The sequence below is a fragment of the Marinobacter sp. JSM 1782161 genome (assembly GCF_011421605.1).
Taxonomy (GTDB): Bacteria; Pseudomonadota; Gammaproteobacteria; order Pseudomonadales; family Oleiphilaceae; genus Marinobacter_A; species Marinobacter_A bohaiensis.
Genome location: NZ_WSSA01000002.1, coordinates 1,622,277 through 1,648,174, shown reverse-complemented (window position 1 = coordinate 1,648,174; position 25,898 = coordinate 1,622,277). Strand labels below are relative to the sequence as shown.

The following is a 25,898-nucleotide window of genomic DNA, read 5'->3' as shown; positions in this document are numbered from 1 at the left end:
CCGATTAACCGTTTCGACTGTCCATTTTGCGCTATATCCTCTAAACATGACAGCCTGACAATAGACGCTTCCTGTTCATTCCTGCCGAAGGAGCGTTGCCATGAGCACCCGCAAGACTCTCGATGCACAGGCCTCGGGCCTGATGGTTCTGTTCTGTCTGTGTCTCGGCATGCAGCAGGTGGCGTTGAAGGCGACCGGCGGCGACATCGCGCCGGTCCTGCAGATTGCCCTGCGCTCCGGCGCCGGTGCCCTGTTGGTTGGGCTGGTGATGTGGTGGCAGCGTGAGCGCCTGAGTTTTGCCGATGGCAACTGGCGTCCCGGTTTGTTGGTGGGGCTGCTGTTCGCGGCAGAGTACTTTTTCCTCGGCGAAGCCCTGCGCTTCACCTCGGCATCCCACGCGGTGATCTTTCTCTACACCTCGCCGATTTTTTCCGCCCTGATCCTGCATTTCCGGGTATCCGCCGAACGCATGGGAGCGGTGCAGTGGTCGGGTATCCTGCTGGCCTTTGCCGGTATCGCGTTGGCGTTCCTGGCACAGGAGTCCGGGGATGAGGACGTGGTCAGCGATGTGCTGCTCGGCGACGTTCTCGCCCTGCTGGGCGGTCTGTGCTGGGGCATCACGACGGTGGTGATCCGGTCTTCCAGCCTGTCGGAAATCTCACCGCGCCAGACGCTGCTCTATCAGTTGGTGGCTGGCTTCGTGCTGCTGCTCATCGGGGCGGCGGTGAGCAATCAGTTGGCCTTTAATCCCACGCCACTGGCCCTGGCCAGTCTGGGGTTCCAGTCGGTGATTGTGTCCTTCGGCGCGTTCATGATCTGGTTCTGGCTGCTGCGCCATTATGTCGCTTCCCAGGTGGGTGTGCTGTCCTTCATGACGCCGCTGTTCGGCGTAGCGCTGGGCGGTTGGTTGCTCGACGAGCCCATTACGCCGGGATTCCTGTTCGGCTCGCTGCTGGTGATTGCCGGTTTGTTGCTGGTGAGCGGGCAGGGCTGGTTCCGTCAGCGCTTCCTGGCGCGGCGACCGGCCGTGGATGAGGCATGATGGTTTCCGGATGGCCCCGGCAGACATAAAAAAGCCCCGGCTGGGAGCCCGGCCGGGGCAAAACGTCAGACCAAAGCGGCCGACAGACAGATCGAAGGAAGAATCAGACCAGTCCCAGCGCCAGTACCGGGAAGGCAATCAACAGGGCCAGCCGGAAGATGTCCGACATCACGAACGGCAGTACGCCCTTGAAGATGGACTGCAGCGGCACGTCTTTCGCCACGCTCTTGATGACGAACACGTTCATACCCACGGGCGGGGTGATCAGCCCCATCTCCACGGTGATCACCGCCACAATGCCGAACCAGACCGGATCGAAACCGGCGCTCTGGACCAGCGGCAGCACCACCGGCACCGTCAGCAGCAGCATCGCAATGCTGTCCATGACACAGCCCAGCACGATGAACAGGGCCAGCACCGCAAACAGCACGCCGTAGGGTGGCCAGCCCAGTTGCCCGATCACGTCGGTCAGGTAGAAGGAAATCCGTGAGACTGACAGGAAGTAGCCGAAGATTTCCGCGCCCACCAGCATGAAGAAAATCATCACCGACAGTGCGAGCGTCTCTTCCACCGCGCCCATCAGGTCACGGAACGTCATACCGCGGAAGAAGGCGATGATCATGGTGATGAAGGCGCCAATGGCGGCGGCTTCGGTGGGCGTGAACAGACCGCTGTAGATGCCACCGATGATCAGCAGGAACACGCACATGAAAGGCATGAAGCCGCGCATGCCCAGGATCTTGTCCTTGATGGTGTTGGCTTCGCCGGGCCTGGCGAGTTCCGGTTTGAAATGCACCAGCAGGGCAATGGTGATGCAATAGAACACCAGCCCCAGGATGCCGGGGATCAGGCCGGCGATGAACATATCGCCCACCGACTGTTCGGTGATCAGCGCGTACAGCAGCAGGGCGATGCTGGGCGGAATCATGATCCCCAGCGTACCGCCGGCGGCGAGGGTGCCGGTGGCCAGGGAGTCGGCGTAGCCCAGCTTCTTCATTTCCGGCAGCGCCACCCGGGACATGCTGGCGGCGGTAGCCACCGACGAACCGGAAATGGCGGAGAAGGTACCGCAGGCGGAGACCGCGGCCAGGGCCATACCACCGCGCCAGGCGCCGAACAGGGAGCGGGCGGCGTCGAACAGCTCGTTGGACATGCGTGCCTTGGAGGCCAGGACCCCCATCAGCAGGAACATCGGAATGGGGCTGAAGCTGTAGTTGCTCAGTGTCTCGAACGGGCTGGTTTCCATGATCGCCAGGGCCGGATCGATGGCCACGATGGCGGTAAAACCGATCACGCCGACACCGGCCATGGCCAGGGCGATGGGCAGGCGCACCGCGATCATCAACAGCATCAGGGCCACCAGCAGTAGCCCGATTACGGGTGCGCTCATTGGGAAACCTCCTTGCCGGTGGCCAGTCCGGCCAGGCCGACGCTGACGCCACGCAGGGCCATCAGCCCCAGCGGAATGGTCGCCAGAAAGTAAATGTTGCTCAGGGGAATCAGCAGGTCCTGGGTCAGTTCCTGGCTCATCTGGGCGTTATGCCAGGCGTCGACGAAGCGCCAGCACAGCAGGCCGCCGAAGACTCCAAAGACCATGGTGTAGAAACTGTCGATACGCACGATCGTCGTGGGGGACATCTTCTGGGTGAAAAGATCGACGATCAGCTGACCCTTGTCGATGGCGTACGGAAAAGCCAGCAGGATGGCGAACAGCAATCCGTACTTGACCAGCTCGATACCGCCGGGGAATGTCAGGTCGATGGCACCGCCCGTAGCCGAAAAAATGGCTCGCGCCGTCACATCGAGGACGACGCAAACCATGATGGCCAGTAGGAGGATGCCGCCTGCGCGATAGAGGATCAGACAGATTCGATCTATAAGCTTGCAGACAGACATGCAGTACTACCTCTGGGATTGAATCAGGCGTTTACGAGCCGCACTCGCTCGTCAGCGCCTTGGCCTGTGAATAAACATCTTCAGCAGGCAATCCCTTCTGCTTCAGTTCTTCCAGGTAATCGTTGGTGGTCTTTTCGAACAGCCCCTTCCAGGCCGCCATCTTGTCGGTGCCCTTGATTTCCGTGATCTGGTCACCGGCCTCGACGGCTTCGGCGCGGCCCTTGTCGTCCAGTTCGTCGAACAGCACGCCGAAGTGCTTGGCCTGGGCCAGGCCGGAGTGATCGTCGATCACTTTCTGCAGGTCAGCCGGCAGCTTGTTGTAGACGTCCTTGTTCATGGTCATGACGAAGGCCAGGGAGTACAGGCCGATCTCGGAGTGGTAGCCGGTCTGCTCGGCCAGGCGGAAGCTCTTCACGCCTTCCCAGGGCATGGCAACGCCGTCCAGTACGCCGCGCTGCAGGGCCGGGTAGGTGTCCGGTGCGGGCATGCCAACCGGCTGGGCGCCCAGGCCTTCCAGCATCTCGCCAACCACGGTGGTCGGACGGCGGACCTTGAGGCCGGCCAGGTCTTCCGGCGTGTTGACCGGCGTTTCCCGGGTGTGGATGTGGCCGGGGCCATGCATGAACAGGAACAGCGGATGGGTTTCATCCAGTTCCTTGCTGATCAGCTTCTCGTCGTACAGGGATTGCAGCATGCAGGAGCCCTGTTTGGCGCTGTCGATCAGGCCCGGCAGTTCGGACACTTCGGTGAGCGGGAAACGGTTGGCGGTGTAGCCGGGAATCACGGTGGAGATATCGGTGATGCCGTAGCGCACTGAATCCCAGCTCTGGGTGGCCTTGGTCAGGGTCTGGGACGGGAAGATCTGGATCTCCAGCCGGTGGTTGGAGTCTTCCTCGATGGACTCGGCCCAGGCTTTGACGGTCTGGTTGAACTCGGAGTTGGCCGGCCACCAGTGGGCCAGGCGCAGGGTGTGTTCCGCCGCCTGGGCAGCCGGTTGAACGAACAGCAGGGTGGCGGCGCAGACAGCGGCCGCCCGATTCAGTTTGAACATGGTCGTTCCTTGTTGTTGTGTGGACTTTGGTTATGTGGACTGGCGTGTTGTGAAAACGCGGGGCCCGGAGGCCCCGTCCCCTTACTTTTTGCCGACCGAGTACTGGATCGACACGTTGCGGCTCTTCTGGAAGGTTTCCATGTCTTCGCCGCGCATGCTGGCGTAGATCTCGGGATTGGATACCCCAATCACCGCGCCCATCTTCTCCAGCATGAAAAAGATCACCCCGTAGCGGATCATCTCGATCCACTTGCGGCCGCGGATCAGGTCGCGCTCCTCCTCGGTGAGTTCGAATTCCTCGAACAGCACTTCCGGCTCCTCCAGGAAACGCTGGCGGTGGGCCGGCTCGATCAGCCGGTGCAGGAAGTCGTTGATCCGGTAGGCCCGGTGGCTGGTTTCCAGGTCAAACAGATAGGTGCCCGGGAGTTTTTCCATACCGTCCAGCTCGTGGGTGAGCTGCTTGCGGTGGGCGTCCAGTTCGGACTCGGCCGGGCGTTCGCCCTGGTCCTCGAAGATGACCGTGGCGATGTTGGTCATCGACGGCAGGTAGCTGGTGGAGTGCACCCGCTTGACGGTGTCGGACAGCGCGCCGCGCATGATCAGCCACATGATCACCTCGGAGCCCTCGGCACCGCCGAGTTCGGCGTATTCGGCGATGGTCATGTTGGTCAGGACCTGGGGATCTTTTTCCAGCAGGTCGACGAAGCGCACGTCCCACTCTTCGTTGTTGAAACCGCAGCGCTCACCGTGCACCTGATGTGACAGACCGCCGGTCGCCGCGATGGCCACGCGCAGGTCCTCCGGGTAGGACTCGATGGCGCGGCGCAGGGCCTGCCCCATCCTGAAGCAGCGCTTGGCGGTCGGAATCGGGAACTGCAGAACGCCCACCTGCAGCGGCACGATGGTGCCGCGCCAGCCATCGGCGTCCGGCGAGATCATCGACAGCGGCGAGAAGCAGCCGTGATCCAGCGGCTTTTTCTGGAAGACCGACAGGTCGAACTCGTCGTTCATCAGCGACTGGGCAATGTGACGCGACAGCGCGGCGTGGCCTTTGGTGGGTGGGTAGTCCCGGGCGCCGCCACCTTCGTCAGCGGTGCGGTAAACTTCATCGACACCCAGCGCGAACGGTGAATAGTGATCGAAGAAAAAAGAGGTGATGTGATCGTTGAAGATCATGAACAGGACGTCAATGTCCTGATCGTCGACCCACTGCTGAACGTGCCGGAAGCCTTCAAAGATCGGCGACCAGGCGGGGTCTTCAGACTTGTTGGTGTCTTTCGCGAAACCAATCGTGGGGGAGTGGGATGCGCCGATCCCACCGATAATTCTGGCCATGCTAGCTCTCCCTTGTACGGGTCTTGTAATCGTTTCAGAGCTGTTGAATCCGATTCAGTTGCTCACGCGTTTCGTACGCGACCTTGGTAACGACCTTCAAAGCTATTCCTTGCGCGATAAAGAAACAATGGGTCATGATGGGAACGAATCGTTTCTTTTTGGAAACGAACAATCCGATGCCTGAATGTCGTGGGAGGTGTAGCGTGCGCTGGTATATCGATGACGTGCCGGTCTTTGTGGCGGTGGTGGAAACCCAGAGCGTGACCCAGGCTGCGCAGCAGTTGGGTATCTCCAAGTCCAAGGTCAGCAAGACGCTGAGTCGCCTTGAGGAGGGGCTGGGGGTGCGCCTGCTCAAGCGCAATTCCCGCAACATCCATGTCACCAGCGAGGGCGAGACGTTCTACCGCCATGCCATTCCCATCCTTGAGCAGGTGAGCGAGGCGGACAACATCATGGCGGGGCTCACAGCGGTCCCCAGCGGACGGCTGGTGGCGGCGCTACCGGTGGCGTTCGCCCGGGAGTTCGTGGCGCCGCGCCTGGTGGAGTTCCGGGAGCGCTTCCCGGGCATCGAGCTGGAGCTGATCATGGCCAGTCATTCGGTGGACATCATCCGCGACCAGATCGACGTGGCGGTGGTGATCGGCGCGCTGGCGGATTCCGAGCTGGTGTCGCGCCCGCTCTACCAGGGCAACCTGATCTGGGTCACGACGCCGGCGTACGCCGCAAAACACGCCATCGACCCGGAGTCGACCGACCCGGTGCCCCATGTCCAGATCTGCGAGAAACGCTACGGCATCCGGCAGTTCCCGGTGCACCTGCCGGGCGGGCCCGGGACGCTGGATCTGGCACACGGTCTCATCCACGCCAACGACCCGCTGGTGGTGCGGGAATTCGTGCTCAATGGCGGCGGCGTGTCCTGCGTGCCCGACCAGTATTGCCGCAAATACCTGGAGGACGGCCGCCTGGTCCAGGTGTTCGAGCAGGTGCGCTTCCAGGAGTCGGCGTCGATCCTTTCGGCGATCTATCCCGGGCGGCGGTTGATGTCCGGCAAGATTCGCGCGTTTCTCGATTTTCTCAATGAAGTGGCGGAAACCATTCGCGCCGACAACCCCGGCAGCCGTGTTCCCGAAGTGCATGCGGGGCGGCGACCGGGAACCGGGTTTCTCTAAATTGAATATCCGGGTGTCTAAATTGGAATAGCCATGAAAGTGGTGGTGGGTCATAAATTGAGGTAATGGAAGGCGGCTTTGCCCCGGGCCGGCCCAAAGGGCTCGAACAGCCTGCCTTTGCCAATAACAAATCCTCCCAATGGAGCTGCCGCAATGATTATCGACTGTCACGGCCACTACACCACCACGCCACCCCAGGTGGGCGACTATCGCGAGAAACAGAAGGAAGCCCTGGCCCGGGACCCCGAGCACGTCGGCGAGAAAGGCCGCATCGTCATCAGCGACGATGAAATCCGTGAGAGTATCGAGGGCAACCAGCTGCGCCTGCAGCAGGAGCGCGGGACCGACCTGACCATTTTCTCACCGCGGGCAAGCTGGATGGGGCACCACATCGGCAACGCCCATACCAGCCGTTTCTGGACCGAGCACCAGAACGATCTGATCCGCCGGGTGTGCGACCTGTTTCCCGAGAACTTCGTGCCGGTGGCGCAACTGCCGCAGTCCCCCGGCGTCGATCCCACCGGCTGCGTGGCGGAAATCGACCGGACCGTGGGCGAAATGGGCTTTATCGGGATCAACCTGAATCCGGATCCGTCCGGCGGTCACTGGACCGGTCCGTCACTGGGCGACCGCGCCTTCTATCCGGTCTACGAGAAAATGGTGGAATACGACGTGCCTGCGATGATCCACGTCAGTGCCGCCTGCAACCCGTGCTTCCACACCACCGGCTCCCATTACCTGGGTGCCGACACCACCGGTTTCCAGCAGTTGATGATGTCCGACGTGTTCAAGGACTTCCCGTCGCTGAAAGTCATCATCCCCCATGGCGGCGGCGCCGTGCCCTATCACTGGGGCCGCTTCCGCGGGCTGGCGCAGGACAAGGGCCTGGGAACGCTCGACGAGCTGGTGCTCAGGAACATCTTCTTCGACACCTGCGTCTACCACCAGCAGGGCATCGACCTCCTGCTGAAGGTGATTCCCGAGGAGAACATCCTGTTCGCGTCCGAGATGATCGGGGCCGTACGCGGCATCGATCCGGAATCGGGGCATCATTTCGATGACACCCGCCGCTACATCGACAACAGTCCACACGTGGACGCGGCGGGCCGCCAGAAGATTTTCGAGGGCAACGCCCGTCGCGTGTTCAGCCGACTGGACGCGCTGCTGGCCAGGAAGGAGGCAAGCGCATGAAAGAGACCATCGTCGTACAGAACATCGAGCGCGCCGACGAGGCGGTGATCCAGGGGCTGGCCGAATGCGGCGTGGCGACCATCCATGAGGCCCAGGGCCGTATCGGTCTGCTGGCCGATTACATGACGCCCATCCAGCAGGATCGCTGCGTGGCGGGTTCGGCGCTGACCATCAGCGGCGCCGCCGGTGACAACTGGATGATGCACGTGGCGATCGAGCAGGCCAAACCCGGTGACATGCTGGTGTTCGCACCGACGTCCCCATCCAATCATGGTTTCTTCGGCGATTTGCTGGCGACCTCCGCCCAGGTGCGCGGCGTGGTGGGCCTGGTGATCGACGGCGGCGTGCGCGACACCCGCGACCTGCGTGAGATGAACTTCCCGGTCTGGTCCCGCTATGTGCACTCCCAGGGCACGATCAAGGAGACCGTGGGCTCGGTGAACGTCCCGCTGGTCTGCGCCGAGGCGCTGATCCATCCGGGGGATGTGATTGTGGCGGACGATGACGGCGTCGTCGTGGTGCGCCGGGAGAAGGCGGCCGAGGTGCTGGAGCTTTCCCGGGCCCGTATGGCCCGGGAAGAGGAAAAGCGGGTGCGCCTGGCCAACGGTGAACTGGGCCTGGACATCTACGACATGCGTCCGCGCCTGAAAGAAAAAGGGCTCAAGTATGTCTGACGGCGTGCGCTGCATGTGGATGCGTGGCGGGACGTCCAAGGGCGGTTACTTCCTGGAGGACGATCTTCCGGCCGACAGCGTGGCGCGCGATGCCCTGTTGCTGCGTGTGATGGGCTCCCCCGACCCGCGCCAGATCGACGGCATGGGCGGCGCGGACCCGCTGACCTCCAAGGTGGCGGTGGTGCGTCCCTCACAGCGTGACGATGCCGACGTGGACTACCTGTTCCTGCAGGTGTTCGTGGATCAGGCGTTGGTCACCGATGCCCAGAACTGCGGCAATATCCTGGCCGGCGTGGGCCCGTTTGCGCTGGAGAGGGGGTTGGTGCAAGCACAGGGAGAGGTCACCGACGTGCGCATCTTCATGCGCAACACCGGGCAGGTCGTGACGGCCCGGGTCGCCACGCCCAATGGCCGGGTCAGCTACGAAGGCGACGCCCGCATCGACGGCGTGCCCGGCTCCGGCGCGCCGATCCCGGTCACCTTCCACGACACGGCCGGCTCCAGCTGCGGGGTCCTGCTGCCCACGGGGCAGGTGCGCGATGTGATCGACGGTGTCGACGTCACGCTGATCGACAACGGCATGCCGGTGGTGGTCATGCGCGCCAGCGATCTGGGCATCCGCGGTGACGAGCGTCGCGAAGAGCTGGAGGACAACGGCGCCCTGCGTAAACGGCTCGAGTCGATCCGCCTGCAGGCCGGACCCCTGATGAACCTGGGGGATGTGACGGAAAAATCGGTGCCGAAGATGACCCTGGTCAGCGAGCCCAGGGCGGGCGGTGCCATTGCCACGCGGACGTTCATTCCGCATCGGTGCCATGCCTCAATTGGCGTGCTGGGCGCGGTCAGCGTGGCGTCGGCAGCGGTGTTGCCCGGCTCGCCGGCGGCCGAGGTGGCGCAGATCCCGCCCACCGGGGACGCCGGCCTGGTGCTGGATGTAGAGCATCCCACCGGCTCAATGGGCGTTACCCTGACGCTCGATGCCGCCGGTCAGCCCATCGCAGCCGGCCTGTTGCGGACCGCTCGCAAGCTGTTCGACGGTCAGGTGTTCTGACCGTCGATCAACGATGTCGACGTTTGCCGCGTTTCAGCTGGCGCCGTCGCTATGCTTCTGGTCGCGAAAGCGGCTGAGCTCCAGCCCGGTGCCCACCGGCAACAGCACGCTGGTCATGTCTTCTTTGGCACGGACCGCCCGACCATAGGCCTGCACGTTTTCCCCGCCCGGGCGAATCATGTTATCCGCCACGATCATCGCGCCCGGGTTCAGCTTGGGATAGAAGGCTTCCAGGCAGGGCACGTACAGATCTTTCCAAAGATCCAGCAGCACGAAATCGATGCCTTCATCCAGCTCGTCGATCATGGCGATCGCGTCGCCCACCCGGAAGTCGATGAAGTCGGCAAGGCCCGCCTTGGTGGCCATTTCCCGGGCGAACTCCGATTTGTGCGCTTCCTGCTCCATGGTGATCACCCGGCCACCGCTGGCCCGTGCGGCGTCGGCCAGCCAGATGCCGGAGTAGCCCATCGACGTGCCCAGTTCGAGAATGCGGGGGCGATCGAGGCCACGCACCAGGGTGTTGAGCAGCTGTCCGGTTTCCGGGCCGACGGCCATGAAGCGATGGGCGCGATCCTGTCGCTCCGGATCACGCGGTTTGTCCCGCTCCTGTCGAATCAAGTCGTGATAGTGGTCGATGACGGCCTGAACCTGAGTGTCCATAGTGAGTTCCGTTCGCAAAACTGAATGAAATGACGGGCGATGGAACAAGCGCTTCGCCCGGCCGGTCCGCGCATTACGGCACAGCCCGGCGGTCCCTTCAAGCCACGCCTGATACGAAATCATGCTCTTCGTCACATGGCTTCGGGGTGAGCCCGATTTCCGCAGTCGTCAATTTCTCCGCCTCCTCCGCAACGTGTCATGGCGGTCGCTTCATTACGGCTGGAGAGGCTGCTGCGCGTGGGTAATTCACAAAAATGAATGACGCTTCATAAAATCCGATTTCTCCGCTCCGATTTGGTTTGGTTCTCTAGTCTTGCCTTTTTTGAATCGATAGAGAGAACAAAGAATTTCCAACGGAACCATTAAAAACTGAAGATTTTTCTAACTGCTAGCCGCAGTTGGTATTCGCGGCCGATTCCCGGAATTGGGTCGCTTGCCAAATAAAAACAATGTTTTATTGCAGGAGCGACAACTAGATGAATAAGAACGTGCTGAGCCTGTTGGTTGCAGGCGCAATGACCGTCCCCATGGCCGCTCAGGCCGAGATGAACTTCGACGTTGATGCTGATCTTTATGGCTCCATCCGTGCTGGTGTGAATGATTTCAGCGGCGAAGACGCTGAGTTCACCGACGAGCTGTCCCGTCTCGGGGTCAAGGGTGAAGTGGATATGGGCCTGGATGACGTGAAGGGGATCTTCCACTACGAGGGCCGTCTGCGGGTGGATACCGGTGAATTCGCCGGTTCCGGCGAAGACAATGCCCGTCTCGCCTACGCCGGCGCGAAAGGTAGCTGGGGTACCGTGCAGGGTGGCCGTATGTGGCTGCCAGGCGCCATCTGGACCCACCTGATGGCCGGCGGCGGTTTCAACGACGTCCAGATCAACGACTCCCACAACGTGCATCACCGCATGCCCAACGCCATCACTTACATCTCGCCGAACCTGGGCGGTCTCCAGGCCTCCGCATCGGCGGTGCTGGGCGGTTCCGGCGGGCGTATCGGTGATTCCATCTTCGGCACCGTGGATTCCAGCAACTTCGACGACAACGACGAAAACATGGACATCTACGCGGTGGCGTTGCAGTACAACATCGGCGGCTTCCACGTCGGTGCCACACGTACCTCCACCAAGCTGGACGATTACGAGGGCGATTACGACGTCAACACCGTCGCGGCGACCTACAAGTTCGACAGCGGCATCTCGCTGGGCGGCCTGTACCAGGATGAAAGCAACGACACTGGTCAGGGTTCCTTCGAGGACGTGGAGATCTACAACGGCTCGGTCCAGTATGCCTACAAGGATACGTCCGTGCGTGCCATGTACACCCACCAGGACGTTGACGATGCCGAGAACAACCGGGTATCCCTCGGCGTTCAGCAAATCTTCGGCAAGACCCGTCTGTGGCTCGAATACGCCGATGTCGATAGCGACAACGGCCTGAAGTACAGTCTGGCCAGTTCCGATCTGATCAGCCTGGGTTTCCGGGTCGATTTCTGATGCGGTCAGCGGGAGGGTCCCGGACCCTCCCGCACTTCCTTCCTGTTTGCTTTCCTTTCTTCCCCGTCCGTGACGCCCGGCCTTGGCCAAACGGCTTGTCTTCGTGGCATCGGTTTACCCGCCTAACGGGCAATCCTGGCGCGAAAGCGTTTCTTGGCATCCTTGATCTGCCGATCGATCTCGGTGGCCTGGGTTTTCAGGGTGTCGATGAAAACCTGCTGGGTCCGGGTGGGGCGCCAGTCCTTGCGCAGGGTGATGCCAATGGGGCGGCTGTTGCCTTCCAGTTCATAGGGCAGTACCCGCAGCGCGCCTTCGTTCAGCTCGCGCTGGATCTGGTGGACGGAAATCAGCGTCAGCCGGTCGCTGTCCTCGAGTATCGCCCGGCTCAGGTTCTGGGAGCCGGACTCGATCAGCTGTCCGGGGACCGGTTTGCCGTGATCGGTGAAGATCCTCTCGAAGATGCGTCGGGTGGGCGTGCCTGGCCGGCCGATGACCCAGCCGGATGCCGCTAGGTCGTCGAGGGACAGTGGGCCGCTGGAGAAATAGGGGTGATCGGGCCGGGCGACAATGACCAGCTCCGACTGGAAGAGCTCGACCTGCACCACGTCGTCGCTGGGCAGCGGTGAGCGCAGGGCGCCGACGATCAGGTCAATCTCCGCATGGCGCAGGTGATTGAGCAGGTCGTCGTAATTGCCGTCGAAAATACTGATGCGGAAATCCGGATAATGACCGGAAAAGGCGTTGATGGAGCGGGGCAGCACCGCCGCCCGCGCCAGCGCCATGCTGCCGATGTGCAGATGACCCACTTCCCGGTTCTGCAGGGACTGGATTTCGTCGCGACCCTGGGCCACTTCCGAGAAGCCGATCTTGGCGGCACGGATCAGTGACAGCGCGGCCTTGGAAGGTGTGATGCCGGTACTGGTTTTCTCCAGCAGCTTGATTTCCAGCAGGCTTTCCAGATCCCGTGACGACCGGTACAGCGACGATTGCGACACGCCCAGGTTACGACCCGCCAGGCTGAAGCTGCGTGCCGCCGATACGGTGACCAGGGCCCGCAGCTGGGTCGTCGTCAGCAGGTTTATCAACTGACTGGCCCGGGCTCCGGAACGGTCGCCGCCGATGCGCAGGGCTTCGCGCAGGCCGTCCTGGATGGTTTCCAGAGCCCGTCGGACCCGCTCGGCAAAAACCTCCCCGGTGGCGGTGAGGTACATGCCATCGCTCTTGCGGTCGAACAGCCGGGTCTCGAAGCTGGTTTCCAGCTTGGACAGAGCCTGGGTAATCGCCGGTTGGGAGAGATAGACCTGGTTCGTGGCCTTGCTGATGCTCTGGCATTCGGCAACCGCGAGAAAGGCTCTTAAATGTCTGATGTTGGGGGAATTATTATTCATTGAAGTCTCTTCGAACATCTTTGCCCAATATAAGGGAAGGGCAGGGGGCGTTCAATAGAACCGATTGACCGGGAGCGCCTTGATAAGCGTCATCCGACGCGGCCGGTGTCAGCGGTTCGCTGGCTTGTGCCGGGACGAATCCCTAGAATAATCGCTCGGGTGAGCCTTCCACTCGCAATCCGTTTGATTTGACTATCCTTTCGGTCAGGTTGGTCGCAAAACGACAGGATTTTCATGCTGCACGAACTGGGATTTGGCGGACTGCTGTTCAGTCCATTGGTGGTGTTGGTGCCCCTGGCCTTTCTGATGGCCTTTGTTACCCGCCTGGCACTGCACCAATTGAACCTGCGACACCTGATCTGGAAAGAAGCCTGGTTCGATGTGGGACTCTTCGTGTGCTATCTGGCACTGGTGATCTATTGGCTGGGGGATTGAGCCGACTCATGGGCAAGCTTTTACGCATTGGTTTGACGCTGGTTGTGGTTGCGGTGGCGATTCTTGCCGGAACCTGGGTCTGGAACCACTACCTGTATTCGCCCTGGACCCGTGATGGCCGCATCCGGGCCGATGTGATCACCATTTCCCCGGACGTCTCCGGCTGGGTGACGAATCTGGCGGTAGCCAACAACCGGCCGGTGGCGCAGGGGGATCTGCTGTTCACCATCGACAACACCCGCTACCAGGCCCAGATTGCCGAGGACGAGGCTCAACTGGCCCAGAAGCGCGCTGCCTGGGAGCTGGCCAAGCACCAGTACCAACGGCGCCAGCGGCTGACCGACCGCCAGGCTATCAGCGAGGAAGACCTGGAAACCTACCGCATCAACACCGAGTCGGCGAAGGCGAGCTTTGCGCTGGCCCAGGCCGAGCTGGACTCGGCGCGCATTGATCTGCAACGCACCGAAGTGCATGCGCCGGAGTCCGGTACGGTCAATAACCTGTCATTGCGCCAGGGCAACTACGTGAGCAAGGGAACGCCGGTGCTCTCGCTGGTGCGGCAGGACTCCTTCTACGTGACCGGCTACTTCGAGGAAACCAAGATCCAGATGATCCACGAAGGCCAGCACGCGAAGATCCGCCTGATGGGCGGCGACCGCACCCTGACCGGCGAGGTGGTCAGCATCGCCAAAGGCGTGGCCGATACCAACACCAGCAGCAATGAGCAGTTGCTGCCCCAGGTTCAGCAAACCTTCAACTGGGTGCGCCTGGCGCAGCGGATCCCGGTGGACATCAAGCTGGATCCACTGCCCGACGACGTCAACGTCAGCGCCGGCATGACCGTCTCCATCTATCTGGACAGCGACGGGTAAGCCGCGCCCATGACGCTCCATCCCGCCTTCGCGCAACTGCTGATGCCGCAACGGAGTGCGGTCATCTATGCCTTCAAGGGGGTGATCTCCATGGCGCTGGCCCTGTTCGTGGCCATGTACCTGGAGCTGGACCGTCCATACTGGGCACTGGTGTCCGCGGTGTTCCTGCAGGTGCGTCCGGAAAGCGGACTGGTCATCGAGAAGGCGATCTGCCAGATCTTCGGGTCCGCCATCGGCGGGGTGGTGGGCATCCTGATCCTGGCCTTCCTGATGCCGTACCCGATGCTGGCGCTGGGCTGCCTGACCCTGTGGATCGGCCTTAACTCCGCCGCCGGCACCATGATGCACAGCACCAACTTCATCTACGCCTTTGCCATGGCGGGCATGACCGCGGCGCTGGTGGTGATCCTGGTGATGGTCAATGCCAGCACCGCCAGTAGCCAGTCGGTCTTCGAGATCGCCCAGGCGCGCATCAGTGAGATCACCGTGGGGGCCATCTGCGCGATGCTGGTGAGCCAGCTGCTGTGGCCGGTCAAGGTCAAGGACGGGCTGCGTGGGCATGCCCGCAACGTCATCAACAAATCCCTCGATTACCTGGCCCTGGAGCTGGATCCGGAAGGCTCTCACGACGACCGTCACCAGCACGCCGATGAGATTCTCGAGACCCTGATGTTGCTGACCGACGACTCCAGCGCCGTCGTCTACGAAGGGCCCGAAGGACCGGGACGGGCGCGGGCCTCGAACCTGCTGTGCAACAAGGTGATGTCGCTGCTGGCGGTGGTGCAGATCCTGGGGCGTTTCCAGCGGAATCACGCCGAACTGATGACGCCGGCCTTCCGTGAACTGCTGACCCGGGTGCGTGAACAGTTCCAGGCCATCGCCGCGACCGACAGCTACGAAGAAGGCTACCGGCTGGCCCAGGCCCTGCGCCGTCGCCTGCTCCAGTATCGCAGTGACCATGAGGCCAGCTCGCCGATCGAATCGCGCATGACCCAGGCGGCGCTGGAGCTGGTGGCCGACCTCGTGCTGGTGCTGCGTGCCTACAACGCGCTGGAGAATCGTGACAATACGCTGTTGAAGGCGGCCAAGCTCAAGCCCCACCGGGACCTGCTGCTGGGCGCCACCAACGGTTTTCGCACTGCGCTGGTGTTCCTGATCGGCGCTTTCGTCTGGATGCAGACGGCCAGCTCGGCGGCGCTGATGCTGATGATCCTGCCGGTGGTGTTTTCCATCATGTTTGCCCGGTTGCCCCAGGGGATCCAGTCGTTCGTACTCAAGCGGCTGCTGGTCGGGGTCATGTGGGCGATCCCGGTATCGCTGTTTTTCGCCCTGGGGCTGCTGGCCCAGAGTAGCGGTGACTTCGAGATTCTGGTGCTGGTGCTGGCCGGACCCTATTTCGCCGGCCTGTTACTGCTGGCTGAACGACCCACGTTGCCCTATGGGCTGGGCTTCTGTATCCCGTTCACCATCATCACCCAGCCGGCCAATAACATGAGCTTCAGCATCGACACTTCGGTCAGCACCGCACTCGGACTGTTTGTCGGGGTCAGCGTGCTGTTCTGGGTTTTCCGTCTGGTGACACCGCCGGACAGCCTGCTGATGCAACGCCGACTGCTCAAGGCCACCGCTGCCGACCTGAAGGACATCGACCGGCATGACCAGCCGGAAGACTGGTTCAATGGCCGCATGGGGGACAGGTTGCTGAAACTGGCGAACTACGACCAGGGGACCGGCACCCGTGACCGTTACATGACGGACCTGGGGTTCACCGGTCTCAACCTGGGGCACGTCTCCATCCGGTTGCGCCGCCTGATCGAGGGGCGGCGCACGCCCCAAGTGGAAACGCGTTTGCGGCGTTGGCAGATGGTCCTGGCCGACACCTACCTGCTCAGCGCCCGGGGAGAGGTCAGTTCCGACTTTCGCGAGGCCAGTCACGCACTTTTGCGGGCCCTGCACGGCGATGCCGAGGCGGACCCGCAGATCGCCAACGTCGAGGGGATGTTCGAGCGCCTGGCGCTGACCTTCGAACGCACCGCTCACACCATTGCCGAGGCCACCGGCAAGCGGCTTCCCGCAAACGAACCCGTCGAGGGTAACGCCGCAGCGTCCTGACAGGGGCAGTCGATGCCCCTGCCATGTTTCCCCGGCATCGGTGATGCCTCTGTACATTCATGCCTTCGTCTTGCCCTCCTTTAACTTGCCCTGAAATCGCCTCGACGTATTGGGTGACAATGTGACCGATTTATCTATTGATTGGTTGTTTTATTGTCATGGATTGCGCGCCGATCATCGTCCTTGAATATGTTTTTTATATGTCAGATATACGCTTTATGAATGCTTGATAGGAGTATTCGCATATTGCCGGTGACCGAAAATGATTTATCTTTGACGGGTGTTTGACACCAATTTGATGTTTGCGGATTTGCCCCGGGATTTTCGGATCATTCCGATGCATTGATCCGGGAACGGCGCCGCCTGGCGCCACATCCAGTCGCTATCCCAACCACCTTCATGCCCTGGTGCATGGCCTTGCGCCGTTGTCGGGCCGGTTCGCTGTATTGGAAAAGCTGATGAAAGAAAACTGGAAAATCATTTATGCCGCTTTGGCGCGTTTTATTCTAGTAGCCGTAGGCTTTGCGGCGTTATTGGGAATACTGCTTTTTGATATTGTTGTCTTGGGAAACGATATTCCTGAAATATCAGCCACGGAAATATCCCAGGAGTTATTATTGGGGGCCACGGCGATTCTGTTTCTGATGCTTGGTCGTCACTATCCAGCGCGTCGTGGCTTATACGTCCTGGTGGCCGGGTTCTTTGCAACCTTTCTGATACGCGAGCTGGATGCGCTGTTTGATCTGGTCTATCACGGTTTCTGGAAAGTCCCAGCGCTGGCCGTCACCCTGGGCGCGATTGCCTACGCCCGTCGCCAAAAGGGAACGACGCTCAAGCCTCTGGCTGACTTTGTGCGCTCGCCAGAGTTCACAACCATCGCCTACGGCCTGGCCATCGTGTTCGTTTTCAGCCGCCTGTTCGGCATGGGTTTCCTGTGGGAGAACGTGATGGGGGCTGGCTTCCAGCGTATCGTCAAGAACGTGGCTGAGGAGGGGGTCGAACTGCTGGGCTATGGTTTCGTGTTCAGCGGTGCGTTGCGTTATTACCTGTTGAGCCGGAACCCCGGACAGACCGCGACGGTGTCGCAGGAGCGTGTCGTGATCGATCTCTACAGCGCCTCCGAGGCTGACCACCAGGCAGCCTGACCGCGCGTTTCATGCGCGTTGTCCGGGGCTCGTCGTTGCCGGCGGGCCCCACTTTCCCTCCAGAACCTCTGTCCGGCTTCCTGTCGGCCGCTGATCCTTCCTGTTCCTGCGGCTTCATCTTGAATGTGTGATGTTTGCAGTTGTTAATAAGAATATTTAACATCTGCGGCTCTTCCGTGATCCGGCTGGTTGGGCCCGCACGTTGGATTGCGACATTCCCATAACGACGTATCCCATGACGACGTTCCCCATAAAAAAGGAATCCGACAGACATGATTGCTGTACCCAAACGACGTGCCCTATGGCTGGCACCGTTCCTGTCCGGCGCGGTACTGCCCGGCGTTGCTTCCTCCAACACCAACACGGACGAGCTGGCGCCTTTGGTGGTCTCCGCCACCCGTAACAAGAGCGTGGAAGGGGAGACGCCTCAGAAAGTCACCGTCATCACCCGTGAGCAGATCGAGCAACAACTGGCCATCACCAATGATCCCGGCCAGGTGCTGAGCAACCTGATCCCGTCCTATTCACCCAGCCGGCAGAAGCTGTCGAACGCCGGCGAGACCTTTCGCGGCCGTTCCGCGCTGTTCCTGATTGACGGGGTTCCCCAGACCAATCCTCTGCGTGACAGCGCCCGGGACAGCTATACCATCGACCTGAGCATGGTTGAACGCATCGAGGTTATCCACGGCGCCAGTGCGGAGCACGGCCTGGGGGCGACCGGCGGTATCATCAACTTCGTGACCAAGCGCGCGGAAAGCGGGTCATTCAACCAGTCCGCCGGTGTGCAGCTGACCTCGGACGACGACTTCGAGTCCGACGGCCTGGGTTACAAGGCGAATTATCAGGCCAGCGGCCAGAGCGGCCAGTGGGATTACCTGGCGGGCGGGACCTTCCAGGAGCGGGGCGTTTTCTACGGCGGCGACGACGAGCGCATCGGTGTGGCCTATCCCGGCGAGATACAGAACTCCACCAGCTACGACGTGATGGCCAAGCTGGGCTATTGGATCGACGACAACCAGAATGTCGAATTTTCGGTGAACCGCTTCGATCTGGAAGGCAACGGCGACTACGTGCCCGTCTCCGGCGACCGCGACGCGGGCATTCCGACCACCGCGGAGAAAGGCGACCCCGACGGCGATCCCGGCTACAACGAGGTGACCACCGCGAGCCTGTCCTACGCCCACGGCGACTGGCTGGGTAATCAGGTGGACGCCAAGCTCTACAGCCAGACCTTCCGCGCGCGCTTTGCCACCACCCCGTACTTCCCGTACGACGACGGCAACGGCAACACGCTTTACGACCAGACCCGCAATGAGTCGGACAAGCTGGGCGGCAAGTTCACGCTGGTGCGCGACGGGCTGTTCAACGACCGCCTGAAGCTGACCACCGGGGTGGACGTGCTGCAGGACGAAACCCGACAGGAGCTGGTGCACACCGGTCGCACGTACGTGCCGGAATCCACCTTCCGTAACTACGCCGCGTTCCTGCAGGGCGACCTGGCGATCACCAATGATCTGACGCTGCACGGCGGCGCTCGGTACGAGTACGCCGAACTGAACGTCGACACCTACCAGACCATCGACCGCAGCAACGTCACCCAGGACAACGTGACCGTCGATGGCGGCAACCCGGACTTCGACGAGACCCTGTTCAACGTCGGCCTGGTCTACAACCTGACCGACTGGGCGCAGGTCTACGGCAACTACTCGGAAGGTTTCGGTATGCCGGACGTGGGCCGGGTGCTGCGCGGTATCAGCGATCCGGGGCAAGACGTGGACACCCTGCTGACGCTGCAGCCGATTGTCACCGACAATCGCGAGATCGGCACCCGCTTCAACTGGGACCGTTATGAGCTGGAAATCAGCTACTACGAATCCGACTCCGACTACGGCGAGCGCCTGACCGAAGTGAACGGCGTCTGGGTCGGTAATCGGGAGAAGACCGAAATCCAGGGGGTGGAAGTCAGCGGCGCCATGCAGGTCAACGACGCCCACCGCGTGACCCTGAGCTACGCTCACTCCGAGGGGGAGTCGGACACGGACGGTGATGGCGACGTGGATACCGAGCTGACCGGCATCAACATCGCACCGGACACCTTCCGTCTGGGCTGGAGCAGCACCTGGACCGAGCGTCTGACCACCCGCTTCCAGGCATTCCACTACCTGGATCGCAACGTCGATAACGACGAGCTGGACTTCGACGGTTACACGCTGGTGGACGCGGCCGTGGGCTACCGCCTGCCGAAGGGGCGCATCAGCCTGGGTATAGAGAACCTGACTGACGAAGACTATGTCACCTACTACTCTCAGGCGGCACGGGTCAGCGACGACTACTACTTCAAGGGACGCGGACGCACCGTGACCCTTGGCTACGCCGTCAACTTCTGATCAGGATGATTCGGATTCAGGGATGAATAGCTCGCAGTAACGAACAGGCCGGTCTGTTCGGGCCCCCAGGGCGGACCGGCTCTTTCCTCTTTCTCCTGCCTCAGCGCCGCAGTCGATAGAGCTGATAGACGAACCAGGGCGCGCCAATCCCCGCGACAAACACCCCGGCCGGCAAATCCCGCGGCAGGAAACCAATCCGACCCACCAGATCCGCAAACAGCAGGATCAACCCGCCGATCAAGGCAGCGGCCAACGCCATTGCCGCGCTGCCCGAGCGCAGCAGGTTGCGCGCCATGTGCGGCGCCACCAGACCCAGGAAGCTCAGGCCGCCGGCAAAGGCCACCGCCGAGCCGGCCAGGGCCACCGCCGCCAGCAGCAGGATCAGGCGGTTTCGTTGCAGGGTGCTGCCCAGCCCCGTGGCCATGTCGTCGCCCATGGCCATCACGTCCAGGTGCCGGGCGCTCCCCAGGGCCAGCGGCAGGAAAACCACCAGCCAGGGCAGCAGCCCCAGCACGTCGCCCCACTGGGCCGCGTAGAGGCTGCCGGTCAGCCACAGGTAGGCGTTCATGGCGGTGGTGTCCGGGCTCATCACCAGCATCAGGGTGATCAGCGCGCCCATCGCCGCGGCAATGCCCACGCCCACCAGAATCAGTCGTCCCGGCGACATGTGTCGCTCCCAGGCCAGTGCCAGGATCACCAGCGCAACGACGAAGGCGCCGGCAATTGCACCGGCCGGCAACAGCGGGCTGCCCTGGGGGGCGATGCCGAGGGTGAGCAGCAGCACCGCGGCGGCCGAAGCGCCGGTGGTGATGCCGATCACGTCGGGAGAGGCGAGGGGATTGCGCACCAGCCCCTGCAGCAGCAGGCCGGCGATCCCCAGCGCGGCGCCGACCATGATGGCGAGCAGCACCCGGGGCAGGCGAATTTCCCGAACGATCAGGGACAGCTCGGTATCGCCGGTGAGGGCCTGCCACACCGCCAATGGCGAGGTGTCGCGCGTACCCAGGCTCAGCGACACAAAAGCGCTGACGGCCAGGAACAGGGCCAGGCCCGCGATGGTTGTGAGCGTGCGCAGCGGCAGTTTCAGGGCCAGGCGTTCGCCAGCGGTTCTCAGGACCCACGTTTTGCTCATGGCGTACCCCGTGTCATAGCGCGTGTTTTTGTCGGCTGGCCAGGAACAGGAACAGCGGTGTGCCCAGCAGGGCCGTCATCACGCCTACAGGGATTTCCTGTGGCGGGATGATCAGCCGCGCCGCCGTGTCGGCCAGCAGCAACAGGGCCGCGCCCAGTAGGGCGCAGGCGGGCAGCAGCCACCGGTGATCGCGGCCGAAGAGACCACGCGCCAGGTGGGGCACGATCAGTCCAATGAAGCCGATCATGCCGGCCAGGGCCACTGACGCTCCGGCCAGCAGGATGACAATGACACCCACGCCCAGTCGCACCAGCCCGGTTCGTTGGCCCAGCGCGCGGACCAGCTCGTCGTCCAGCCCCAGGATATTGAGCTGGCGGGTGAGCAGCAGGCACAGCAGCAGCGCCGTCAGGAACAGCGGAAGCAGGGAACGCACAGTCTCCAGGTCGCGGCCCGATACCGAGCCGGCCAGCCAGAACAGCAGGCTGCCGAAGCGTTCCTGGTTGATCACCAGCAGTCCCTGTGCGAATGAGACAAACAGGGCCGTCACGGCAACGCCGGCCAGCACCGTGCGCAGCGGGGAAATGCCGCTGCCGGGCTGGCGGCCCAGCGCGTAGACCAGCGCCGCGGCGACGGCGGCTCCGAGAAACGCGGCCCACACCAGCGTCTGCGGGGCGGAGGTCTGCAGCAGCGCGGCGCTGACCACCACAAACAGCATGGCGCCGGCGTTGATACCCAGAATGCCAGGTGAAGCCAGGGGGTTGCGGGTCAGCGACTGCATCAGCGCACCGGACACCGCCAGGCTGGCGCCCACCAGCATCGCCAGAACCGCCCGGGGCAGGCGCTCAGCGGTGATGATCAGGTGGCTGGTGGACGCCGGATCAAATGCAACCAGTGCATCGATCACTACGGCCGGAGCCGTGTGGAAGGTGCCCAGCGCCAGGCTGCCGGCAAAACCGGCCAGCACCAGAACCAGGGCGCAGAGCAGTCCGGCCAGCTTGCCGGCGCGGGAAGTCAGCACGATGGGCACTCCCTGGCGCTGTCGTCCTCGCCGTCGAACGGCGTCAGGTCGTAGTGGGCGTAGAGGTCGTCCAGCATGCGATTGGCCGCGAGATAGCCGCCGCCCATGTTCCAGGTCACCGGATCGACGCGGAACACGTCGTGATGTCTGGCGGCCTGCAGTTGTTGCCAGAGCGGGTGGTGGGTCCAGGTCCGGTAGGTATCCATGACCGCCTCGTCCGACGCCACCATGAAGATAAAGATCGCCTGCGCGTCCATGGCCGGGATGCTTTCCTGGCTGGTCAGCTTGATGCCCCAGCCAGGTTGCTGCTGGGCTTTGGGGCGGCGAAAGCCCAGATCGTCCAGCACTGTGCGGGCGAAGCCGCCGTAGTAGATGCGGGCGTGGTTGCTGCGGAAGCTGATCACCGACACCGTGGGCGGCCAGCGATCCCCCAGTTGGTCCGCCATCTTGCGACGAAAGTCATCGGCGCGGCGTTGCCAGTGAGCCAGCAACTGCTGCGCCCGGGCATCACGTCCGGTGGCGCGACCCATGCTCCGAAGCAGCGCCTTGAAGTCGTAGAGCTGATCGGCGATCAGCGTGGGCGCCATGCGCGACAGCAGCGGCTCGATCAGGGTATGGCGATTGCGGGCACCGATGATCAGATCCGGCTTGAGCCAGGCGATACTCTCCAGGTCTGGCTGGGTTTCCAGCCCCAGGTACTGCACGTTGGGCAGCGCCGGGCGCAGGTAGCGGTACATGGGCTGTTCCACCCAGGATTCCACCACGCCGACCGGCTTCAGCCCGAGGGCGACGGCTGTGTCGGTGGCGCCCTGAAACAGGGTGACCAGGCGTTCGGGCCGGGTTCCGGAGGCATCCGTTGGCGACGCCGGGGCGCCCGTCGCCAGGGACGGAGCGCCGGCAAGCGCGGCCAGGAGAAGGATGGAGGCGCCCAGCGCCCGCCAGGGTCGTGGGAGCTGAGGCATAGAACGGGCTGGGCTGGGTGGCATGTCCGGTGAGTGTCGTAACGATTCGCGGAATTGAAAATGAGAATCGTAAATAATACCATCCCTGGTCATTCTATTTCGACCTTGATGCCGCGTTGACTCCAGCCAGGAACCTCCATTGCCCGATACTGCCTATGTCTTCACCGCACGACCCTGATGTCCGCCATCGCCTCGAAGGCCGTGGCCTGGAGGTGACCTACGGCGACCGGGCCGTGCTGCACGGCGTCGACTTCCAGGTCGCCGACGGCGAGGTCACTGTCCTGTTGGGTCCCAACGGCAGTGGTAAGTCGACCCTGCTCAAGACCCTGGCGCGCACCATCGATCCCCGCGCCGGGCAGGTCATTCTCGACGGTGAGGGCATTCACGGCCAGTCCACGCTGTCGGTGGCCCGCCGCCTCGGGTTGCTGCCCCAGAGCCCGACCGCGCCTGAGGGCCTGACGGTCCGTGAGCTGGTCGGTTTGGGGCGTTTCCCCTACCAGAGCCTCTGGAAGCAGTGGACCCGCCGCGACGAGGTCGCGGTCTTCGAGGCCATGGATACTGCCGGCGTGTCGGCGCTGGCGGATCGCCCCGTGGACGCATTGTCCGGCGGGCAGCGTCAGCGTTGCTGGATTGCCATGGTGCTGGCGCAACAGACCGATCTGATCCTGCTGGATGAGCCCACCACGTTCCTCGACCTGAAAGTCCAGGTCGAGCTGTTGGAATTGCTCGTCCGACTGGCCCACGACCATGGCCGGACGTTGTTGATGGTGCTTCACGACCTCAACCTCGCCGCCACCTACGCCGACACCCTGGTGATGCTCAAGGCGGGGCGGGTCGAGCACGTGGGATCACCGGCGGAGGTCTTCACCGCCGATCGCCTCAAGCACGTCTTTGACCTGGACAGCCACATCATTCACGACCCGCACTCCGGTCGGCCGGTGTGCGTGCCCCGGGTTTCGGTGAGGCAGCCGGCGACCGGGCGTCGCAGCGAAGCATCCTAGGAGCGGTCATGGCCCGTGAAGCAACCGTATTCTGCGCCACACAGAGCCGACAGGTGGACGACCCGCTCCCGGGCACTGGCGCCCACGCTACGTGCAACCTGCTGATCAGCTGGCCCAGCGGCAAGTGGCTGCGCAGTCTGCGAAAGGCGCGGGACATGAGCGACGCCGTGCTGGACCGCATTGAAGCGGTGTTTGCCGGCGGGCGGCGGGTTAACCTGATTCACCGGCAGCAGCAGGCGTCGGACCGTCACCGCATCTACCTGATGCCCGAGAACCTGACGCTGGAGGTGCCCCGGAAGCAGCTTCCCGATTTTCTGGAGGCGCTGCTCAACGGCGACGACCTGGAAGCCTGGGGAGCGACCCGCGCCGATAAACCGCTGATCCTGTGCTGCACCCACGGCAAGAAAGACAAGTGCTGCGCCAAGTTTGGCAACGCGACTTTCCAGGCACTCGAACGCGCGGTGGCGCAGGGTGGCGGACGGTTTGAGGTGTGGCAGAGCTCCCACCTGGGCGGTTGTCGCCTGGCGGCCAGCACCATGGTGTTTCCGGCGACCCGCAAATACGGCCGACTCGATGCCGGGCATATCGAACCGTTACTGGCTGCCGAGCTGGCGGATCGTCCCTATTGGCCCTGTTATCGTGGCAACTCGACGCTGAACCCCTTACAGCAATGCGCGGAGGTAGCGGCCCTGCAGTGGCTGGAGAGCAACGGGGTTGTCGCCCGGGTTGAGCCGGAGAGCGGCGGGGAAGTGGCCGAAGGCAGGGCGACGGTGGTGTGTGCGTGGCGCAGCGACGACGCGCAGGGCCGGCTCGTCGTCCACTGCGCTCAATCCCGGGTTTTACGCTACGACACCTGCGCGGATATCGGGCCGGATGGTCCTTCCACCGCGACCGTCTGGCGAGCCAGTGATGTGCAGGCCCTCGAATCCTCCCGTTCCACGAACGTCACGGCGGGCGGCTAAGCGTTACTGGCTGTCCGCGTAGCGATCCCGCAGAATCCCCACCCGCTTCACGTAGGCCTTGGTTTCCGCATAGGGCGGCACGCCGCCGTAGCGGGAGACGGCGCCGGGCCCCGCGTTGTAGGCCGCCGTGGCCAGACGCACGTCACCGTTGAACTGCTTGAGCATGCGGGCCAGGTAGTCGACGCCGCCACGAATGTTCTCCGACGCCACCAGGGCGTTATTCACGCCCAGCTCCCGAGCCGTTGCCGGCATCAGCTGCATCAGCCCCTGGGCGCCCTTGGACGACAGGGCCTCGGGGTTGAACGCCGACTCCGCGTGAATCACCGCCCGGACCAGGGACTTATCCACACCGTAGCGGTCCGCCGCCTCCTGGATTTCGTGACGATAGGGCGTGCGGAACAGAGGGGTCGTATGCCAGTTCACTGACGAGTTGGGGTTGCAGGCGTAGCAGGAGAAGCGGATCACGTCGTCCACCTGGCCGTGGTCGGGCCGCTCCCCGCTGTAGGACACCACGCCGTTGTCGTCCCGGTAACGGTAGACCACCTCATTCTTGGTGGAGGCGATGGCATCGCCCTTGACGTTGGTGAACTCCACCGAACCGTCCGGAAGCACCACGCGCTTGATGGTGTCGGCCGCCAGGGGGGCGCACAAAAGCAGACCCGCCAGTGTGAGAAACGCTAGGGGAGAGTGGGTTTTACCTGTCATGGTCGTTCAGCTGTTCCGGTCTTCCTTGTCACACGCCGCTGTGCACAGAGCATAGCATTTGCGTGCATCATAAGCGTTTGAGCCCCGGATGAAATCCCTTCGTTTGTGGGAGAACTGTTACGTTTGGAACGCTGTTAACCGGTTCCGTTTCTCCGGTGTTCCTCGCCGTCGTAACGGACGCCACTATCCACGCTCTGCTTGCGCCACATCGATC

The 25,898-nt window shown here is 62.7% G+C and carries 23 protein-coding genes; 13 read left to right on the top strand and 10 right to left on the bottom strand.

Annotation, left to right across the window (positions count from 1 at the left end; translation table 11 throughout):
• The first annotated feature begins 100 nt into the window (after positions 1–100).
• Positions 101–1,042: a DMT family transporter gene (locus GQB00_RS07365; protein WP_165855748.1), complete on the top strand. Its 942-nt coding sequence runs from the start codon at positions 101–103 to the stop codon at positions 1,040–1,042.
• A gap of 103 nt (positions 1,043–1,145) precedes the next feature.
• On the opposite strand, the gene GQB00_RS07360 is transcribed toward GQB00_RS07365, so the two are convergent.
• The 4 genes from GQB00_RS07360 to GQB00_RS07345 form a co-directional block, all read right to left on the bottom strand.
• Complete coding sequence (locus GQB00_RS07360; protein WP_165855747.1) at positions 1,146–2,432, bottom strand: TRAP transporter large permease; 1,287 nt, start codon at positions 2,430–2,432, stop codon at positions 1,146–1,148.
• The gene (locus GQB00_RS07355) at positions 2,429–2,938 is read right to left on the bottom strand and encodes a TRAP transporter small permease (RefSeq protein WP_165855746.1); all 510 of its coding nucleotides are present in this window, start codon (positions 2,936–2,938) and stop codon (positions 2,429–2,431) included. The genes GQB00_RS07360 and GQB00_RS07355 overlap by 4 nt, the downstream gene beginning before the upstream one ends.
• Positions 2,939–2,969: 31 nt before the next feature.
• Complete coding sequence (locus GQB00_RS07350) at positions 2,970–3,989, bottom strand: TRAP transporter substrate-binding protein (RefSeq protein ID WP_165855745.1); 1,020 nt, start codon at positions 3,987–3,989, stop codon at positions 2,970–2,972.
• Positions 3,990–4,070: 81 nt separating this feature from the next.
• A complete protein-coding gene (locus GQB00_RS07345; RefSeq protein ID WP_165855744.1) occupies positions 4,071–5,324 on the bottom strand; it encodes a gallate dioxygenase in 1,254 nt (417 codons plus the stop codon).
• Positions 5,325–5,527: 203 nt separating this feature from the next.
• On the opposite strand from GQB00_RS07345, the gene GQB00_RS07340 reads away from it, so the two are divergent.
• From GQB00_RS07340 to GQB00_RS07325, 4 genes are all read left to right on the top strand, one after another.
• On the top strand, positions 5,528–6,493 hold the full coding sequence (locus GQB00_RS07340) for a LysR family transcriptional regulator (protein ID WP_111495089.1): 966 nt from the start codon (positions 5,528–5,530) through the stop codon (positions 6,491–6,493).
• Between the two features lie 153 nt (positions 6,494–6,646).
• Entirely contained in the window at positions 6,647–7,684 is a 1,038-nt protein-coding gene (locus GQB00_RS07335) for an amidohydrolase family protein (RefSeq protein WP_165855743.1), read from the top strand.
• A complete protein-coding gene (locus GQB00_RS07330; RefSeq protein ID WP_165855742.1) occupies positions 7,681–8,358 on the top strand; it encodes a 4-carboxy-4-hydroxy-2-oxoadipate aldolase/oxaloacetate decarboxylase in 678 nt (225 codons plus the stop codon). The genes GQB00_RS07335 and GQB00_RS07330 overlap by 4 nt, the downstream gene beginning before the upstream one ends.
• The gene (locus GQB00_RS07325; RefSeq protein WP_165855741.1) at positions 8,351–9,409 is read left to right on the top strand and encodes a 4-oxalomesaconate tautomerase; all 1,059 of its coding nucleotides are present in this window, start codon (positions 8,351–8,353) and stop codon (positions 9,407–9,409) included. Before GQB00_RS07330 ends, GQB00_RS07325 begins: the two co-directional genes overlap by 8 nt.
• 33 nt (positions 9,410–9,442) lie before the next feature.
• Here the strand turns inward: GQB00_RS07325 and GQB00_RS07320 are convergent, their stop codons facing one another.
• A complete protein-coding gene (locus GQB00_RS07320) occupies positions 9,443–10,069 on the bottom strand; it encodes an O-methyltransferase (RefSeq protein ID WP_165855740.1) in 627 nt (208 codons plus the stop codon).
• Positions 10,070–10,545: 476 nt separating this feature from the next.
• On the opposite strand from GQB00_RS07320, the gene GQB00_RS07315 reads away from it, so the two are divergent.
• Complete coding sequence (locus GQB00_RS07315) at positions 10,546–11,565, top strand: porin (protein WP_111495099.1); 1,020 nt, start codon at positions 10,546–10,548, stop codon at positions 11,563–11,565.
• Between the two features lie 122 nt (positions 11,566–11,687).
• Here the strand turns inward: GQB00_RS07315 and GQB00_RS07310 are convergent, their stop codons facing one another.
• Complete coding sequence (locus GQB00_RS07310) at positions 11,688–12,953, bottom strand: LysR family transcriptional regulator (protein WP_165855739.1); 1,266 nt, start codon at positions 12,951–12,953, stop codon at positions 11,688–11,690.
• Between the two features lie 234 nt (positions 12,954–13,187).
• Here GQB00_RS07310 and GQB00_RS07305 point away from each other — a divergent pair, with 234 nt between their 5' ends.
• From GQB00_RS07305 to GQB00_RS07285, 5 genes are all read left to right on the top strand, one after another.
• Entirely contained in the window at positions 13,188–13,388 is a 201-nt protein-coding gene (locus tag GQB00_RS07305; protein WP_111495103.1) for a DUF1656 domain-containing protein, read from the top strand.
• A gap of 8 nt (positions 13,389–13,396) precedes the next feature.
• Positions 13,397–14,260, top strand: coding sequence for an HlyD family secretion protein (locus GQB00_RS07300; protein ID WP_165855738.1), 864 nt, complete (start codon positions 13,397–13,399; stop codon positions 14,258–14,260).
• Positions 14,261–14,269: 9 nt separating this feature from the next.
• Positions 14,270–16,372: an FUSC family protein gene (locus tag GQB00_RS07295; protein ID WP_165855737.1), complete on the top strand. Its 2,103-nt coding sequence runs from the start codon at positions 14,270–14,272 to the stop codon at positions 16,370–16,372.
• Positions 16,373–16,830: 458 nt separating this feature from the next.
• Positions 16,831–17,517 (top strand): hypothetical protein, encoded by a 687-nt coding sequence (locus tag GQB00_RS07290; RefSeq protein ID WP_165855736.1) that lies wholly within the window; start codon positions 16,831–16,833, stop codon positions 17,515–17,517.
• A 272-nt stretch (positions 17,518–17,789) separates the two neighbouring features.
• Complete coding sequence (locus tag GQB00_RS07285) at positions 17,790–19,904, top strand: TonB-dependent receptor (protein ID WP_165855735.1); 2,115 nt, start codon at positions 17,790–17,792, stop codon at positions 19,902–19,904.
• A 100-nt stretch (positions 19,905–20,004) separates the two neighbouring features.
• On the opposite strand, the gene GQB00_RS07280 is transcribed toward GQB00_RS07285, so the two are convergent.
• From GQB00_RS07280 to GQB00_RS07270, 3 genes are read right to left on the bottom strand one after another with little or no spacing between them, the layout of a single operon-like run.
• Positions 20,005–21,036: a FecCD family ABC transporter permease gene (locus tag GQB00_RS07280; RefSeq protein WP_165855734.1), complete on the bottom strand. Its 1,032-nt coding sequence runs from the start codon at positions 21,034–21,036 to the stop codon at positions 20,005–20,007.
• Between the two features lie 13 nt (positions 21,037–21,049).
• Positions 21,050–22,054, bottom strand: a complete 1,005-nt coding sequence (locus GQB00_RS07275) for a FecCD family ABC transporter permease (RefSeq protein WP_165855733.1) — start codon at positions 22,052–22,054, stop codon at positions 21,050–21,052.
• A complete protein-coding gene (locus tag GQB00_RS07270) occupies positions 22,048–23,016 on the bottom strand; it encodes an ABC transporter substrate-binding protein (RefSeq protein WP_165855732.1) in 969 nt (322 codons plus the stop codon). The genes GQB00_RS07275 and GQB00_RS07270 overlap by 7 nt, the downstream gene beginning before the upstream one ends.
• A gap of 155 nt (positions 23,017–23,171) precedes the next feature.
• On the opposite strand from GQB00_RS07270, the gene GQB00_RS07265 reads away from it, so the two are divergent.
• Entirely contained in the window at positions 23,172–24,017 is an 846-nt protein-coding gene (locus GQB00_RS07265; protein WP_165855731.1) for an ABC transporter ATP-binding protein, read from the top strand.
• Positions 24,018–24,025: 8 nt separating this feature from the next.
• Positions 24,026–24,979, top strand: coding sequence for a sucrase ferredoxin (locus tag GQB00_RS07260; protein ID WP_165855730.1), 954 nt, complete (start codon positions 24,026–24,028; stop codon positions 24,977–24,979).
• 3 nt (positions 24,980–24,982) lie between these two features.
• Here the strand turns inward: GQB00_RS07260 and GQB00_RS07255 are convergent, their stop codons facing one another.
• Entirely contained in the window at positions 24,983–25,684 is a 702-nt protein-coding gene (locus tag GQB00_RS07255) for a lytic transglycosylase domain-containing protein (RefSeq protein ID WP_165855729.1), read from the bottom strand.
• Between the last annotated feature and the right edge of the window lie 214 nt (positions 25,685–25,898).

Bases quoted from the DNA above. Each gene is read 5' to 3' on its own strand.
- GQB00_RS07320 (WP_165855740.1), bottom strand. From the start codon at position 10,069: ATGGACACTCAGGTTCAGGCCGTCATCGACCACTATCACGACTTGATT.
- GQB00_RS07325 (WP_165855741.1), top strand. From the start codon at position 8,351: ATGTCTGACGGCGTGCGCTGCATGTGGATGCGTGGCGGGACGTCCAAG.
- GQB00_RS07280 (WP_165855734.1), bottom strand. From the start codon at position 21,036: ATGAGCAAAACGTGGGTCCTGAGAACCGCTGGCGAACGCCTGGCCCTG.
- GQB00_RS07350 (WP_165855745.1), bottom strand. From the start codon at position 3,989: ATGTTCAAACTGAATCGGGCGGCCGCTGTCTGCGCCGCCACCCTGCTG.
- GQB00_RS07295 (WP_165855737.1), top strand. From the start codon at position 14,270: ATGACGCTCCATCCCGCCTTCGCGCAACTGCTGATGCCGCAACGGAGT.
- GQB00_RS07365 (WP_165855748.1), top strand. From the start codon at position 101: ATGAGCACCCGCAAGACTCTCGATGCACAGGCCTCGGGCCTGATGGTT.
- GQB00_RS07360 (WP_165855747.1), bottom strand. From the start codon at position 2,432: ATGAGCGCACCCGTAATCGGGCTACTGCTGGTGGCCCTGATGCTGTTG.
- GQB00_RS07345 (WP_165855744.1), bottom strand. From the start codon at position 5,324: ATGGCCAGAATTATCGGTGGGATCGGCGCATCCCACTCCCCCACGATT.
- GQB00_RS07255 (WP_165855729.1), bottom strand. From the start codon at position 25,684: ATGACAGGTAAAACCCACTCTCCCCTAGCGTTTCTCACACTGGCGGGT.
- GQB00_RS07265 (WP_165855731.1), top strand. From the start codon at position 23,172: ATGTCTTCACCGCACGACCCTGATGTCCGCCATCGCCTCGAAGGCCGT.
- GQB00_RS07355 (WP_165855746.1), bottom strand. From the start codon at position 2,938: ATGTCTGTCTGCAAGCTTATAGATCGAATCTGTCTGATCCTCTATCGC.
- GQB00_RS07310 (WP_165855739.1), bottom strand. From the start codon at position 12,953: ATGAATAATAATTCCCCCAACATCAGACATTTAAGAGCCTTTCTCGCG.
- GQB00_RS07290 (WP_165855736.1), top strand. From the start codon at position 16,831: ATGAAAGAAAACTGGAAAATCATTTATGCCGCTTTGGCGCGTTTTATT.
- GQB00_RS07260 (WP_165855730.1), top strand. From the start codon at position 24,026: ATGGCCCGTGAAGCAACCGTATTCTGCGCCACACAGAGCCGACAGGTG.
- GQB00_RS07300 (WP_165855738.1), top strand. From the start codon at position 13,397: ATGGGCAAGCTTTTACGCATTGGTTTGACGCTGGTTGTGGTTGCGGTG.
- GQB00_RS07285 (WP_165855735.1), top strand. From the start codon at position 17,790: ATGATTGCTGTACCCAAACGACGTGCCCTATGGCTGGCACCGTTCCTG.
- GQB00_RS07270 (WP_165855732.1), bottom strand. From the start codon at position 23,016: ATGCCTCAGCTCCCACGACCCTGGCGGGCGCTGGGCGCCTCCATCCTT.
- GQB00_RS07315 (WP_111495099.1), top strand. From the start codon at position 10,546: ATGAATAAGAACGTGCTGAGCCTGTTGGTTGCAGGCGCAATGACCGTC.
- GQB00_RS07305 (WP_111495103.1), top strand. From the start codon at position 13,188: ATGCTGCACGAACTGGGATTTGGCGGACTGCTGTTCAGTCCATTGGTG.
- GQB00_RS07335 (WP_165855743.1), top strand. From the start codon at position 6,647: ATGATTATCGACTGTCACGGCCACTACACCACCACGCCACCCCAGGTG.
- GQB00_RS07330 (WP_165855742.1), top strand. From the start codon at position 7,681: ATGAAAGAGACCATCGTCGTACAGAACATCGAGCGCGCCGACGAGGCG.